We start from the raw sequence: 13,632 nt of genomic DNA on the forward strand, positions 1-13,632 counted from the left end.
GCTCTCTCGATCCGCGGCCGGTCAGACGGCGCATCCATCGTACCAGCGCGCGGCCGCGCCGCCGGCGACGGCCGGTGCGGCCGCCGTCCGGACGCACCTCCGCCGACGGCGCGACCGCACCGCCCTCGGCCTTCAGGCCCCGTCGTGCCCGGCCGTCCCGTCGCCGCGGAACCGGCCCGCCGCGTCGGGCAGCACGCCCGCGAACCGGAGCAGGTCCGGCAGCGTGAGGACGAGGGACCCGTCCTCGAAGTGCACGCCCTGCGCCGGGGTCCAGTGGTTGCTCGCCCGGACGTACGACGTGTCGTCCTGCCGCAGCAGGTACACGAACGTCTCCGCGAGCACGCGGCTGCCGACCTCGCCGAGGAAGCTCCCGTCGCCCTGGAGCTCGGCCTCCTTGAGGACGTAGTACCACAGCGGGGTGCCGCCGTGGTCGCCGTCCCGCAGGGCCGCGAGCGCCTGCTTCACGTCGTCGCCGGCCCGGTCCTCGAGCTGGGCCGGGGTGAGCGGGGTGACGCCGAGCGCCGAGGCGACGGCCTCGCCCGTGGGCAGCGCGAGCATGTAGCCGCGCAGCAGGTTGCGCTGCGCGAGCTGCTTCTGCAGCGCGCTGGCCACGAGCTGGGCCTGCGTGTGCGCGGGCGGCTCGGGCGGCAGCGCGCCCTCCTTGACGAGATCGCCGAGGCTCGGTGCCAGGAACGTGTCGATCTTCTCGGCGGCCCGGAACGACGAGGGGTCGCCCTTGTCGACGAACCGGGCCCACTCGATCGGCCAGTTGGACGGCAGCGCGGGGACGCCCGCGGGGCCGGGGCGCAGGCTCCCGCCGTTGCCGGTGAACTGGAAGAGCTGGACGAGGCTCGCGTTCCGGGGCGGCGGCCCCGTGAAGTTGACGTTGTAGTCGTACGAGTCGCGGATCATCGAGTGCCCGAACCGGAACGCCGCGACCGCGAACTCGAGCGGCATCGAGACCGGGTAGCGCGGCCGGAAGAACGACGTGTCACGCAGGAGCGTCGCGTCGAGCACGCCCGGCTTGGTGAGGGTGCGCAGGTAGTCGTTGACCACGAGCCACTGGTAGTGCCAGCGCACGAGCTGGCTCGCGCGCTCGAAGACGCCGCGCTCGCCGCCCGTGAGCCGCGTCCACGGCTCGACGTCGTCCACCCAGTCCACGACGGCGTTGTGGAACCGGATCATGGCGAGGTGGAGCTGGGCCACGACGAGGTTCTCGTCGTTGCGCCCGTCGGGCACGAGCGGTGCGCCCTGCTCGTCGCGCGGCAGGTCGCGCTGGGCGTCGCCGCCGGGCTCGACGACGGCGAACGACGGGCCGCCCGGGATCACGAGCGGCTCGGTCGAGATGCGTCCGAGCCGGAGCTTGGCGGACCCGGGGACGTAGGACGCCTCGCTGCGGGTGGTCCGGTAGCCGCGCTCCCCCGCGAACACGGGGCCGCTCCCGTAGAGCGAGTCGAGGTTGAGGGCGGGGTGCCGCCCGTTGTGGAGCGAGCGCACGACGACGCGCGGCGCGAAGACCTGGAACGGGACGGTGTCGACGTCGCCGAGCGCCTGGTCGCCGTCGCGGCCGGACGTCGTGTCCGGGCCGTTCGTGTTGAGCGTGATGTCGTGGTCGATGAACTGGCCCCAGTACGTGTACACCGCCGGCACGTGGGAGTTCAGGTCGCGTGGCGGCTGCCCGGGCGGGGCGATCGGCCGGGCGACCATGGACGCCCCGAGCGTCTTGAGCGCCTCGACGGTGCCCGCCGTCGCGCCGTCGCCGACCGGCAGGTGGAACGCGGGGAAGCTCTCCGCGAGCTCCGGGAACAGGTAGTCGAACGCGGTCGTGGAGTCGTAGCGGTGGAGCTCGTGGTCCCGCGCGACCGCGGCCTCGGCCGCGGGCAGGAGCGGGGCGTTCGACTCCGCGGGGTCCACGTCCGCGTCCGGCGTCGGGCCGTCGGGCGCGACGGCCGAGCCGTGACCGACGCTCCGGACGGTCCGGCCGATCGGGGTGGACGCCTGGTCGACGGCGTCGGGGGCGACGTCGTCGACCACCGTCTCGGCGACGGGTGTCGCCGCGTGCTGCTGAGCCTCCATGGCTCTGCCTCTCTGTGGGGAGGTCGTCGTGCGGCCCGCTCGACGGGCCACCGGACGCCCCCGCGGGCGGCTCGCGCTCGCGCAGGGGCGTGTGCGACCGCCCCCTGGACTGCGGCCCGGGGATCGCGCGGCCGCGACGGACGCCGTGCACGACGGCGCCGCTCACCGGGAGGGAGGGGCCGCACCCCGGCCTGTGACACCCCGCGGGCGACGACGGACGCCCCGCCCGCAGGCGTCCGCTACCCGCGCAGGAGGCCGCGCCGTCGGGCCTCGGCGACCGCCGCGGTGCGCGAGGGCGCGCCGAGCTTGTCGTAGACGTGGACGAGGTGCGTCTTGACGGTCGCGCGCGAGAGGAACAGCTCGTGCGCGATCTCGTCGTTGGTGCGCCCCTCGGCGACGAGCGAGAGCACCTCGAGCTCGCGCGCGGTGAGCGCCGTGCCGGGGCTGCGCAGGCGGCCGAGCAGGCGCCGCTGCACGGCCGGTCCGAGCGCGACCTCGCCCGCCGCGGCGGCGCGCACGGCGGCGACGAGCTCGTGCGTCGGCGCGTCCTTGAGCAGGTAGCCGCGGGCGCCCGCCTCGACCGCCGCGAGGATGTCGGCGTCCGCGTCGTAGGTGGTCACGACGAGCACGGCGGGCCCGTCGGTCGCGACGATCTCCCGGACCGCGTCGACCCCTCCGAGCCGGCCGGGCCCGAACTGCAGGTCGAGCAGCACGACGTCGGCCCGCAGCCCGCCGCGCAGCCGTGCGAGGAGCTCCTCGGCCGAGCCGACCTCGGCGACGACCCGCACGTCCGGCTCGGCCTCGAGCACGGCACGCAGCCCGGTGCGCACGACCGGGTGGTCGTCCGCGAGCACGACGTCGACGACGGCCGGTCCGGTCATCGCCCCTCCTCGACGTCCTCGGCGGCCCCGAGCGGCACCCAGGCCGCGACCGCGGTGCCCGCGCCGGGCGCGGACTCCACGGACAGCGTGCCACCCAGCTCGGCGAGCCGCGCACGCATCGCCACGAGGCCGAACCCGCCCGACGGCCCCGGCCCGTCCTCGGACCGGCCGGGGACGCCGCCGGCGTCGAAGCCACGCCCGTCGTCGACCACGTCGAGGGCGACGGCCTCCTCCCCCGGCGCGACCCCTGCCAGGAAGCTCAGCGTGACCGCGACGCGCGACGCATCCGCGTGCTGCTCGACGTTGGCGAGCGCGGACTGGGCCACGCGCAGCAGCGCCGCCTCGACGTCCGTCGGCAGCGCCCCGGGGTCGCCGCTCACCTGCACGACGACGTCGGGCCCGCGCCCGTCCCCGTGCGCCGCGATCCGGGACGCCGTGCGCGCCGAGGTGCGGCGCAGCGCGTCCACGAGGTTCGACGACGCGAGGTCGGCCGGCGCCAGCGCGCGCACGACGCGGCGCGCCTCGGCGAGGTTGTGCCGCGCGACCTCCCGCGTCTGCTCGACGTACCCGCGCGCGGTGCCGACGTCGCCGGCATCGAGCGCGGTCTGCGCGGCGCGCAGGAGGAGCTCGGCCGAGGAGAAGCCCTGGGCGAGCGTGTCGTGGATCTCGCGCGCGAGGCGTTCGCGCTCCGCCGCGACGGCGCGCTCGCGCTCGGCCGTGGCGAGCTCGTCGCGCGTCCGGACGAGCTCGTCGAGGGTGCGCTGCCGCTCCTGCGACTCGCGCACGACCGCCTCGAGCGCGAGCACGACGACGACCGCGACGGCCCCGCCGATCGCCGGTCCGAGCACGAACGGCAGCGCGACGTCCGCCGTGTAGGCCCCCATGACACCGACCACGAGGAGCACGAGCACCCCCACCGCGACCGGGCCGCGACGCGGGCCGAGCACGTGCATCGCGACGAACATGAGCGGGAACGCGACCCACACGGCCGTGACCGAGACCAGGCACAGCGCGACCCACAGCACCACGAGCCCGGTCACCCACGCGCCCGCGGGCCACCACGCGCCCCGGGGCACCCGCACGTCGGCCGGGAGCGGCAGTCGGCGCCGTCCCAGCACGTAGAGGGCGAGCAGCGCGGCGCCCACCCCGACCGCGACGACGCCGCGCACCGTGCCCGTCGCGAGAGCGCCGACGAGCGCGAGCACGAGCAGTCCCACGAGCAGGACGTCGAGGCCCCGGCGCAACCACCGCGTGGCCGCCGGGACGACCCGCGCACCGTCCCCGACGAGCCCGGCACGCCCACGGGGCGCGGCAGCGGGGCTCGAGGACGCGGTCGGGATCACGCCGTCACCCTAGCCACGCCGCCCGCGCCCGGCATCGTCCGAACGGTCGATGCCCGGCTCCACCCCTCGGCGCCGCAGGACCGACCGGCACGGCGATCCGGACCGGCTCCCGCCGCGGGACCGTGGAGAGGACGTCGGGCACGCACGGCACCCACGGGGTGCCGGGTCCGTCGTCGTCCACCCGCCCACGGCACCCCTGGAGGTCTCCCCGTGTTCCTCGCCCTGCGCGACCTGCGCCACGCCCGCGGGCGCTTCGCGCTCATGATCACGGTCGTCGCGCTCATCACGTTCCTCGTCGCGTTCCTCGCGGCGCTCACCGCCGGGCTCGGTCGCGCGAGCACGTCGGCCGTGACCGAGCTGCCCATCGACCGCCTCGCCTTCGCGCCGCCGGCCGAGGACGCCTCGCCGACCTTCACCGAGTCCGAGGTCACGGCCGCGCAGCAGGAGGCATGGGCAGACGTCCCCGGTGTCCGGTCCGCGGAGCCGCTCGGCGTCGCGACCGTGCGCGCGTCCGGCGAGAGCACGGCCGCCGTCACCGCGTTCGGCGTCCGGCCGGGCTCCGGCCTGGTCCCCGGGACGGGCGACGGGGGCGCGGACGTCTCCGCCGGGACGGTCGTGCTCTCGCGCGGCGCCGCCGACGCGCTGGGCGCGGACGTCGGCGACCAGGTCGGGGCCGGACCGCTCGACCTGCGCGTCGCCGCGGTCGAGGACGTCGAGGCCGACTTCGCCCACACGCCCGTCGCGTGGGTCGCCCTCGACGACTGGCAGGCGGTCGGCGCGCGCGGGGGCGACGCGCAGGACGGCCCGACCGCGACCGTCGTCGCGCTCCGGTTCGGCGACGACGCGCCGTCGGCGGACGCGCTCGCCGCGGCCGACGCGGACCTCGGGACCGTCACCGCCACCCCCCGCGAGGCTCGCTCGGCCATCTCCTCGTTCACCGCCGAGAACCTCTCGCTGACGCTCATGCAGGTGTTCCTCCTCGCCATCTCCGCGCTCGTCGTCGGCGCGTTCTTCACCGTCTGGACCATCCAGCGCGCCGGCGACGTCGCCGTGCTGCGCGCGCTCGGCGCCTCGACGCGCTACCTCCTGCGCGACGCGATCGGCCAGGCGGGCGTCGTGCTCGGCGTCGGCGTCGGTCTCGGCACGGCGCTCGCGGCCGGGGCGGGGCTGCTCGCGGCGCAGGTCATGCCCGTCGTCGTCGACCTCTCCACGACGCTCGTCCCGGCCGTCGTGCTCGTCCTCCTCGGCGGGCTGGGCGCGGTGCTCGCCGTGACGCGCGTCGCGCGCGTGGACCCCCACGCCGCGCTCGCCGCCCGCTGACCGCCGCCCGCCCTCGGCCCACCACGCACCCGATCCCCGCACCGAAGGAGTCCCCGTGGACCTCGTCCTCGACCGCATCCGCCTCGCCTACCCCGACGGCGACGACGTCCTCGTCGCCGTGGACGGCGTCTCGCTCACCGTGCCCTCGGGCACCACGACGGCGCTCCTCGGCCCGTCGGGTGCCGGCAAGTCCAGCCTGCTCGCCGTCGCCGCCACCCTCACGCCGCCGACGTCCGGCGTCGTGCGCGTCGGCGACGACGTCGTCAGCGCCCCGCTCTCCGCGCCCGACGTCTCCGCGGGCGGGCCGAGGACGGGCCGCGGCGCCCGCCGTCGGGCGCGGCGCGCCGCCGACCGCGCGGCCGCCCTGCGCCGCGAGCGCATCGGGATCGTGTTCCAGCAGCCGCAGCTCGTCGCGTCCCTCACCGTGCTGGAGCAGCTCGAGCTCATGAGCCACCTCCGGGGCCGGCCCGCCGCGTCGCGCCGCGCGCACGCGCTCGCCCTCCTCGACGCGGTGGGCGTCGCCAACCGGGCGGACCGTCGCCCGGAGCACCTCTCGGGCGGGCAGCGCCAGCGGGTGGCGATCGCGCGGGCGCTCATGAACGACCCCCAGGTGCTCCTCGTCGACGAGCCCACGTCGGCGCTCGACCACGAGCGCGGCGTGCAGGTCGTGGAGCTCGTCGTGCGGCTCGCGCGCGAGCTCGACGCCGCGACGCTGCTCGTCACGCACGACGAGGCGACCCTCGGCCCGGTCGACGCCCGCGTGCACCTGGCGGACGGCCGGGTCGTCGAGGCGCCGGTCGTCGCCTGACGGCTCCCCCGGCCGCCGACCGCGGTCAGCGCGCGGCGCGCACGTGCGTCGCGACCGCGAGCGCCAGCCCCGCCGCGACCGCCTGGGCGACGACCGCTCCCCAGCCGGGGACGCCGACGAGGAGCGCCACCCCGAGGGGGACGGCGCCGAGGACCGCGACGTCCGGCCCCTTGCGCAGCACCGCGGCGGCGCCCGTGGGCACCCCGCCCGCGGGCGTCGCGAGCAGCGGGCCGCCCCAGTTCGGCGGCTCGCGGTAGGCGCTGCGCACGGCGGCGGCGCCCTGGACGACGGCCGCGAGCGCACCGAGGGCCAGCCAGCGCGCGTCGCCCGTCGCGACGACGAGCGGCACCGACCCGGCGACGAGGCAGGCGGCGGCCGTGAGCGTGGGGACGACGCCGCGCGCGAGCCGGGTCCAGCGCGCGGCGAGCGGCACGAGCGCGTCGACGACGGGCGCCATCTCGGCGGTGCGCGCTCCCTCGGCGCCGAGCACCGCGGCGCCGAGGCCCGCCACGACCAGCACCGCGAAGAGGCCGAACCCCGAGCCGAGGCCCGGGACCTGCTGGGCGACGACCGTCAGCGCGCCCAGGCCGACGAGCTGCGCGAGCGCGGACGGGCTGCGCCCGAGGAGGACGAGGTCGGCCGCCACCACCGCGCCGAACGCGCCGCGGACCGCGGCGAACCGGCGCGAGCGCCGGACGCGCACGCGCGTCGCGCCCGCCCGGCGCAGGGCGCGGCCGAGGTCGCGAGTGTCGAACGAGAGCACGGCTCCACCGACCTGGTCCGCCACCGAGCTCTGCGCGCGCAGGACGGTCGCCCCGAGCGACTCCAGCCCGCGCCACCAGCGCAGCACGAGCACGGCCCCGACCGCGAGGAGGCCGAGCGCGACGAGGGGCGGGGCGACGAGCGCGGGCAACCCGGGTCGGCCGGCGGCGACGAGCACGAGCCCGGCGACCGGGACGGCGGCGACCGCGACGTCGCTCGCGCGGGCGAGAGCGCCCGCCGCCCGGGGGTAGGGCTGGACGAGGCCGGCGACGGCCACGAGCAGGAGGCCGAGCGCGCCGCCCGTCAGCGTCGCCCGGAGCGCGGTGACGGCGTCGAGGCCGGCGGCGACCGACACGACCGCCGTCCCGACCGCGCCCAGAACCCCGCCCAGGAGCACCGCCCGGACGAACGACGGCGACACGAGCCCGTGCCGGTCCGCCGGTGTCGGCACCCACCAGCGCACACCCGCGCTGCCCGCCCCCACGGGTCCGAGCCGCACGGCCGTGCCCGTGAGGAGCGCGAGCAGCGCGGCGGTCCCGAGCGCCTGGACCGCGCCCGGCCCGAGCACCGGCGCTCCGGCCGCCGAGCCGGGGTCGAGGGTCGAGCGCAGCATCGAGGCGAGTCCGATCACCCAGCCGGTCGCGAGCGCGACGGACACGACGGCGTAGGCGGCGTCGACGACGATCTCCCCCGGGCCCGCGTCGGCGCGCGCCGCCGCGGCGCGCGCGGTCAGACGGCGCAGCTCGCGTCCGGTGAGCAGCTCGTCGGGGTCCGTGCGCAGCGCGTTCGCCGCGTCGGCATCGTCGCGGTTCGTGCGGCGGGCCTCTCCGGGGAGTCCGCCGGGGCGCGCGTCGGTCACCGTCAGCGCACCGCCAGGAGCGCGTCGTGGGTGTCCGACGGGTCGAGCGCGACGCACGCGTCGTCGCCGACGAGGAGGCCGCGGGCGCCGGTCCGCGCGACGAGGTCCGGGTCGTGCGTGGCGAGGACGACCGCGACGCCGCTGCGCGCGTCGTCCACGAGCAGGCCCGCGAGACGCTCGCGCATCCCGGGGTCGAGGCGCTGCTCGGGCTCGTCGAGCACGAGCAGCTCGCGGGGCCGCACCAGCCCGGACGCGAGGAGGAAGCGGCGCCGCTGGCCCGACGAGAGCGCCGACGGCAGCGACGCCGCCTGCTCCGCGATCCCGAACCGCTCCAGGAGCCCGTCCACGGCCGCCCCCGCGCCCACCACGCCGTGGCCGCGCGCGACGAGGACGAGGTGCTCGCGCACCGTGAGCGCGGGGAAGAACGCGTCGTCGTCGAGCACGCCCGCGACGCGGGCGCGGAAGCCCCGCTCGCGCTCGTCCACGTCCCGACCGAAGGCGCGCACCGTGCCGCCGAGCGGTGGCTGCAGGCCGATCACCGTGCGCAGGAGCGTCGACTTCCCGCTGCCGTTCGCGCCGATGACGACGACCAGCTCGCCGGGGTGCACCGTGAGGTCGACCGGCGCGCACACGGCCACGTCGGCGTAGCCGACGCGCAGGGCGCGCGCCTCCAGCACGGGGGCGGGCGCCGGTGCGGGAGCCACCACGGTCAGGCCCCCGACGTCGGCGCGGCCGGCTCCCCGCCCGTGCCGGCGAGGATCTCGCGGGCGCGGGCGACGTCGTCGTGCATCTGGGCGACGAGCGGCTCGATCCCGTCGAAGCGCAGCGTCGGGCGCAGGCGCTCGACCAGCTCGAGGACGACGTCCTCGTCGTACAGGTCGAGGTCGGCCCGGTCGAGGACGTAGGCCTCCACGCGACGTTCGACGCCGTCGAACGTCGGGTTGGTGCCGATGGAGATCGCGGCCGGGAGCCGGACGTCGGCGTGCCGGGGGTCGGCACCCGCGAGCTGCGGGCGCTCCAGCCAGCCCGCGTACACGCCGTCGGCCGGGACCATGCCGCTGATCGCGCCGAGGTTCGCCGTCGGGAAGCCGAGCTCGCGGCCCCGGGCGTCGCCGTGCACGACCGTGCCCCGCACGCGGTGCGCTCGGCCGAGGATGCGGGCCGCCTCGCGCACGTCGCCCGCCGCGAGCAGCGCCCGCACGCCCGTGGAGGACCAGCGCACCTGCGAGTCGCCCGGCGTCGCCTCGTCCGTGACGGGCACGCCCTGGTGCTGCCCGACGTCGTCGATCGCCACGACCTCGAACCCGAACCGCGACCCGAGCTCGATCATCGTCTCGATCGTCCCCGCGTTGTCGCGGCCGAAGCGCACGTCATGCCCCACGACGACCGTCCCCACCCGGAGCCCGTCGACGAGGTACGTGCGCACGAACTCCTCCGGGGTCTGGCGCGCGAACTCGAGCGTGTACTCGACGAGGAGGACGGCGTCCAGGCCCGTCGCCGCGAGCAGCTCGACCCGGTCGGCGATGCCCGTGATGAGCTCCGGCGCGCTCTCGGGGCGGTGCACGACCGCGGGGTGCGGGTGGAAGGTCACGGCGACCGCCCGCGCGTCGCGCGAGCGGGCGAGGTCGACGATCCGCCCGAGCACCTGGGCGTGGCCGCGGTGGACGCCGTCGAAGTTGCCGATCGTCACGACGGACGGGCCGAAACCCGGGGGAACCTGGCTCAGGTCCGTCCACAGGTGCACGCGAGAACTCCTCCGGTGAGGGGGCGGGTCGGGCGCGCCGGCAGGGAGTCGTCGGCGCCGCTGGACAAGACTGCCACGCCCCGGCCCCGACGCCGAACCGAGGACGTCAGGCGGGCGCCAGGACCAGCACGGGCTTCGCGAGGTCGGCGCCGCCGCGGCGTGTGTCCTCGACGAGCGCGACGAGCTCGCCCGCCGGGGAGATCGCCGCCGCCGTGCCCCGCGTCCCCGTCGCCGGGATCCACTGCCCGTACGACAGGGCCGTGGCCTCCTGCGCCGTGAGGTCGCGCACGGGGAACGTCGCGCGCGCCGCCTCGGCGAGCGGCAGGGTCGCGAGGACGCCGTCGCGGTCGGCCTGTGCCTCGAGCTCCTCGAGCGTCGAGGCGACGTCGAGCCCGTACCCGCCGACGCGCGTGCGCCGCAGGGCCGTGAGGTGCCCGCCCACGCCGAGCGCGGCACCGAGGTCGCGGGCGAGCGCCCGGACGTAGGTGCCGGACGAGACGGTCACGGCGACGTCCACGTCCAGGGCGGGGGGCGCGCCGTCGGACGCCTCCCCCGGGCCCGCCGGGCGCACGTCGAGGACCTCGAAGCGCGAGACGACGACGGGCCGCGCCGCGAGGGCGACGTCCTCGCCCGCCCGGGCGCGCGCGTACGCCCGCTTCCCGTCGACCTTGATCGCGCTCACCGTGCTCGGCACCTGGAGGATCTCGCCCGTGAGGTCCGCGATCGCGCGGTCGAGGTCCGCGCGCCCGACGCCCGACGCGTCGGCGCGCGCGACGAGTTCGCCCTCGGCGTCGTCGGTCGTCGTGCTCGCGCCGAGCCGGATCGTCGCGTCGTAGTCCTTGTCCGCGCCGACGACGTACGTGAGGAGCTTCGTCGCCCGGCCGACCCCGAGCACGAGGACGCCCGTCGCCATCGGGTCGAGCGTGCCCGCGTGCCCGACCTTGCGCGTACCGGCGAGCCGGCGGCCTCGACCGACGACGTCGTGGCTCGTCCAGCCGCCCGGCTTGTCGACGACGACGAGACCGTCGGGTGCGGTGGGCCGGCGCGGGGCCGTCGTGCGGGGTCGTCCCGAGCGCGACTCGGTCATCGTGCCTGCTCCGTCGCGACCCGCCGCAGGGCGGCCGAGGGGTCGATCGTGCACCGCACGAGCATCGCCAGCGACGGGTCGTCGTCGGCGTGCGCGTCGGCCTGGAGCGCGAAGAGCGTGTTGAGGAGCATGCCCTGCGCCACGAAGTCGCGTGCCTCGACGTCGCTCGCACCGGTGCGCGCGCGGTAGAGGTCGAACGACCGCGCCAGCACCTCGCGCCCCCGCGATCCGAGCACGGGGTCCGAGCCGAGGACGAAGCCGTGCATGAGGACCCGGAGCTGGTCGGGGTCGGCGACGAGGCGCGTGTAGGCCTCGACCATCGCGGCCTTCGCGTCAGGACCGGGCCGAACGGCCTCGAACCGCGCGAGGACCTCCGTCGCGATGCGGTCGAACACCTCGCGGAACAGCTCCTCCTTGGTCCCGAAGAGCCGGACCACGTACGGCTGGGAGACGTTCGCGGCGCGCGCCACCTGGTCGGTGCTCGTGCCCGCGTAGCCGCCCTCGGCGAACACCGCCGTCGCGGCGTCGAGGATCTGCTCGCGACGCTCGTCGCGCGTCATGCGCCGGGTCGGGACGTCGGGACTCATGGTTGACAGGTTATCAGTCGATAACTAGCGTTCGTCGGGTAGTAATCAATCAATGCTTACTAGCCGGAGGATGCCATGTCCGTCTCCCCGCCCGACGCCGTCGCCCGCGACGACGAGCACCTCGCCACCGTCGCGGAGCCGTCGCCGTCCGCCGCGCACGCCCCGCCCGAGGCGGGCCCGCGGCGCGCGCGGCCGGTCGCGCTCGCACTCGTCGCCGCCTCGCTCCCGATGTTCATGGCGACGCTCGACAACCTCGTCGTCACCGGCGCGCTCCCCGTGATCTCCGCGGCGCTGCGCCCGACGGTCGAGGAGCTGCAGTGGTTCGTCAACGCGTACACGCTCACCTTCGCCGCGCTCATGCTGCCCGCGGCCGCGCTCGGAGACCGGTTCGGTCGCCGCCGGGTGTTCGTGGCCGGGATCGCGCTCTTCACGCTCGCGTCGGCGGGGGCAGCCCTGGCGTCCACCCCGGGCGCGCTCGTCGCGGCCCGTGCGGTGCAGGGCGCAGGAGCCGCCGCGATCCTCCCGCTCTCCCTGGCCCTGCTGGTGGGCGCGGTGCCGCCGGCGCGACGCGCCCTCGCGATCGGCGTCTGGAGCGGCGTCTCCGGCCTCGGCGTGGCGCTCGGCCCGCTCGTCGGCGGCGCCGTCGTCGAGGGACTGAGCTGGGAGGCGATCTTCTGGCTCAACGTCCCGGTCGCGCTCGTCGCCGTCCCGCTCGTCCTCGCCGGGCTGCGCGAGACCTTCGGGCGGCGCCAGCCGTTCGACGTGCCCGGGCTGCTGCTCGCGGGCAGCGGGATCCTCCTCGCGGTGTGGGGCATCGTCGACGCCGAGCGGCGCGGCTGGGGCTCGGGGGCCACGATCGCCACGCTCTCCCTCGCGACGGCCCTTCTCGTGCTCTTCGTCGTCCACGAGTCGCGCACGGCGCACCCCCTCGTGCCGCTGCGGCTGTTCCGCTCGCGGAGCTTCAGCGCGGCGAACGTCGCGAGCCTCGCGTTCGCGGTCGGGATGTTCGGCGCCGTCTTCCTGCTCACGCAGTTTCTGCAGGTCGGGCTGGGCTTCTCCCCCCTCGAGGCCGGCGTCCGCACCCTCCCCTGGACGGCCGCACCGATGGTCGTGGCACCGCTCGCGGGCGCTCTCGCGGGCCGCCTCGGCACCCGTCCGCTCGTCGTCGGCGGCCTCGTGCTCCAGGCGGCGGCGCTCGGCTGGATGGCCGCGCTCGTCGGGTCCGGGACGTCCTACGCCGCGCTCGTCCCGGCGTTCGTCCTCGCCGGGGTGGGCATGGGCCTGACGTTCGCCCCGGTCTCGACGGCGGCGCTCGCCGGGGTGGGGGACGCCGACCACGCGACGGCGAGCGGCGTCAACGCCACCGTGCGGGAGGTCGGCGTCGCGCTCGGCGTCGCCGTCCTCACCGCCGCCTTCCTCGGCGCGGGAGGTGCGCTCACCCCTGCCGCCTTCGCCACGGGCCTCGCTCCGGCGCTGGCCCTGGGCACGGCGGTCCTCGTCGTCGCCGTCGTGGCGGGCCTCGCCATCCCGCGCGGCACAGGTCGCTGACCGGCGGCGCACGACGACGGGACGCCCCGCGAGACGACGGTGCCCGGCCGGGGAGCGCGTGTCCGCCGCTCCCCGACCGGGCATCGATGTCCTGTGGCGCAGGACGCTACGCCTCGGTGGCGCCGTCCTCCTCGCTCGTCCGGTACGGGTCCGCGTCCCCGGCGAAGGCCTTGCCCTCGCGCAGGGCCGCGAGCTCCGCGTCGCGACGGCGCGCCTCGACGAGCGCGGCGTCGAGGTGCGCGGCCGTCTCGGGGACCGAGTCGAGGTGGAACTCGATCGTCGGCGTGAGACGGATCCCCGTCTGCTTGCCGACCTCGGACCGGATGAGCCCCTTGGCGCTCTCCAGCGCGGCGGCCGTCCCGGCCCGCTCCTCGTCCGTGCCGTACACGGTGTAGAACACGGACGCGTTCTGCAGGTCACCGGTGACGCGCACGTCCGTCACCGTGACGAACCCGAGCCGCGGGTCCTTGATCCGCGTGTCGAGCAGCTGCGCGACGATCTCCTTGATGCGGTCGGCGAGCTTCCTCGCCCGGGGGTGGTCGACCATGGCTTCTTCCTTTCGTGCCGAGCGTTCCGGCGACGGTCCCGACGACCGTACGCCGACGGTCCCCGTCGGC

At 76.9% G+C, this 13,632-nt stretch carries 12 protein-coding genes; 3 read left to right on the forward strand and 9 right to left on the reverse strand.

The features are described from left to right. Positions 1-132: 132 nt before the first annotated feature. The 3 genes from ABRQ22_RS10905 to ABRQ22_RS10915 all read right to left on the reverse strand — a co-directional run bounded on the left by ABRQ22_RS10905 (position 133) and on the right by ABRQ22_RS10915 (position 4,300). Positions 133-2,076, reverse strand: a complete 1,944-nt coding sequence (locus tag ABRQ22_RS10905; protein WP_353706745.1) for a heme peroxidase family protein — start codon at positions 2,074-2,076, stop codon at positions 133-135. Positions 2,077-2,315: 239 nt separating this feature from the next. Continuing rightward, positions 2,316-2,957 (reverse strand): response regulator transcription factor, encoded by a 642-nt coding sequence (locus ABRQ22_RS10910; protein ID WP_353706746.1) that lies wholly within the window; start codon positions 2,955-2,957, stop codon positions 2,316-2,318. Then, entirely contained in the window at positions 2,954-4,300 is a 1,347-nt protein-coding gene (locus tag ABRQ22_RS10915; protein WP_353706747.1) for a sensor histidine kinase, read from the reverse strand. Before ABRQ22_RS10915 ends, ABRQ22_RS10910 begins: the two co-directional genes overlap by 4 nt. A 210-nt stretch (positions 4,301-4,510) precedes the next feature. Between ABRQ22_RS10915 and ABRQ22_RS10920 the strand changes: the two genes are divergently transcribed. Together ABRQ22_RS10920 and ABRQ22_RS10925 are read left to right on the forward strand one after the other, a co-directional pair. Next, positions 4,511-5,620, forward strand: coding sequence for an ABC transporter permease (locus tag ABRQ22_RS10920; protein ID WP_253051305.1), 1,110 nt, complete (start codon positions 4,511-4,513; stop codon positions 5,618-5,620). A 55-nt stretch (positions 5,621-5,675) separates the two neighbouring features. After that, complete coding sequence (locus ABRQ22_RS10925) at positions 5,676-6,428, forward strand: ATP-binding cassette domain-containing protein (protein WP_353706748.1); 753 nt, start codon at positions 5,676-5,678, stop codon at positions 6,426-6,428. A 25-nt stretch (positions 6,429-6,453) separates the two neighbouring features. On the opposite strand, the gene ABRQ22_RS10930 is transcribed toward ABRQ22_RS10925, so the two are convergent. The 5 genes from ABRQ22_RS10930 to ABRQ22_RS10950 all read right to left on the reverse strand — a co-directional run bounded on the left by ABRQ22_RS10930 (position 6,454) and on the right by ABRQ22_RS10950 (position 11,467). Next, positions 6,454-8,049, reverse strand: coding sequence for a DUF6297 family protein (locus ABRQ22_RS10930; RefSeq protein WP_253051303.1), 1,596 nt, complete (start codon positions 8,047-8,049; stop codon positions 6,454-6,456). A gap of 2 nt (positions 8,050-8,051) precedes the next feature. Continuing rightward, positions 8,052-8,753 (reverse strand): ABC transporter ATP-binding protein, encoded by a 702-nt coding sequence (locus tag ABRQ22_RS10935; protein WP_253051302.1) that lies wholly within the window; start codon positions 8,751-8,753, stop codon positions 8,052-8,054. A 5-nt stretch (positions 8,754-8,758) separates the two neighbouring features. Next, on the reverse strand, positions 8,759-9,793 hold the full coding sequence (locus ABRQ22_RS10940) for a bifunctional riboflavin kinase/FAD synthetase (protein ID WP_353706749.1): 1,035 nt from the start codon (positions 9,791-9,793) through the stop codon (positions 8,759-8,761). 106 nt (positions 9,794-9,899) lie between these two features. Continuing rightward, positions 9,900-10,880 (reverse strand): tRNA pseudouridine(55) synthase TruB, encoded by a 981-nt coding sequence (truB, locus tag ABRQ22_RS10945; protein WP_353706750.1) that lies wholly within the window; start codon positions 10,878-10,880, stop codon positions 9,900-9,902. After that, positions 10,877-11,467, reverse strand: a complete 591-nt coding sequence (locus ABRQ22_RS10950) for a TetR/AcrR family transcriptional regulator (protein WP_253051299.1) — start codon at positions 11,465-11,467, stop codon at positions 10,877-10,879. Before ABRQ22_RS10950 ends, truB begins: the two co-directional genes overlap by 4 nt. 75 nt (positions 11,468-11,542) lie before the next feature. On the opposite strand from ABRQ22_RS10950, the gene ABRQ22_RS10955 reads away from it, so the two are divergent. After that, positions 11,543-13,015, forward strand: a complete 1,473-nt coding sequence (locus ABRQ22_RS10955; protein WP_353706751.1) for a DHA2 family efflux MFS transporter permease subunit — start codon at positions 11,543-11,545, stop codon at positions 13,013-13,015. Between the two features lie 106 nt (positions 13,016-13,121). Here ABRQ22_RS10955 and rbfA read toward each other — a convergent pair whose 3' ends face one another. After that, entirely contained in the window at positions 13,122-13,562 is a 441-nt protein-coding gene (gene rbfA / locus ABRQ22_RS10960) for a 30S ribosome-binding factor RbfA (protein WP_253051297.1), read from the reverse strand. Positions 13,563-13,632 lie beyond the last annotated feature (70 nt).

This window comes from Cellulosimicrobium sp. ES-005, from assembly GCF_040448685.1.
GTDB classification, from domain to species: Bacteria; Actinomycetota; Actinomycetes; order Actinomycetales; family Cellulomonadaceae; genus Cellulosimicrobium; species Cellulosimicrobium cellulans_G.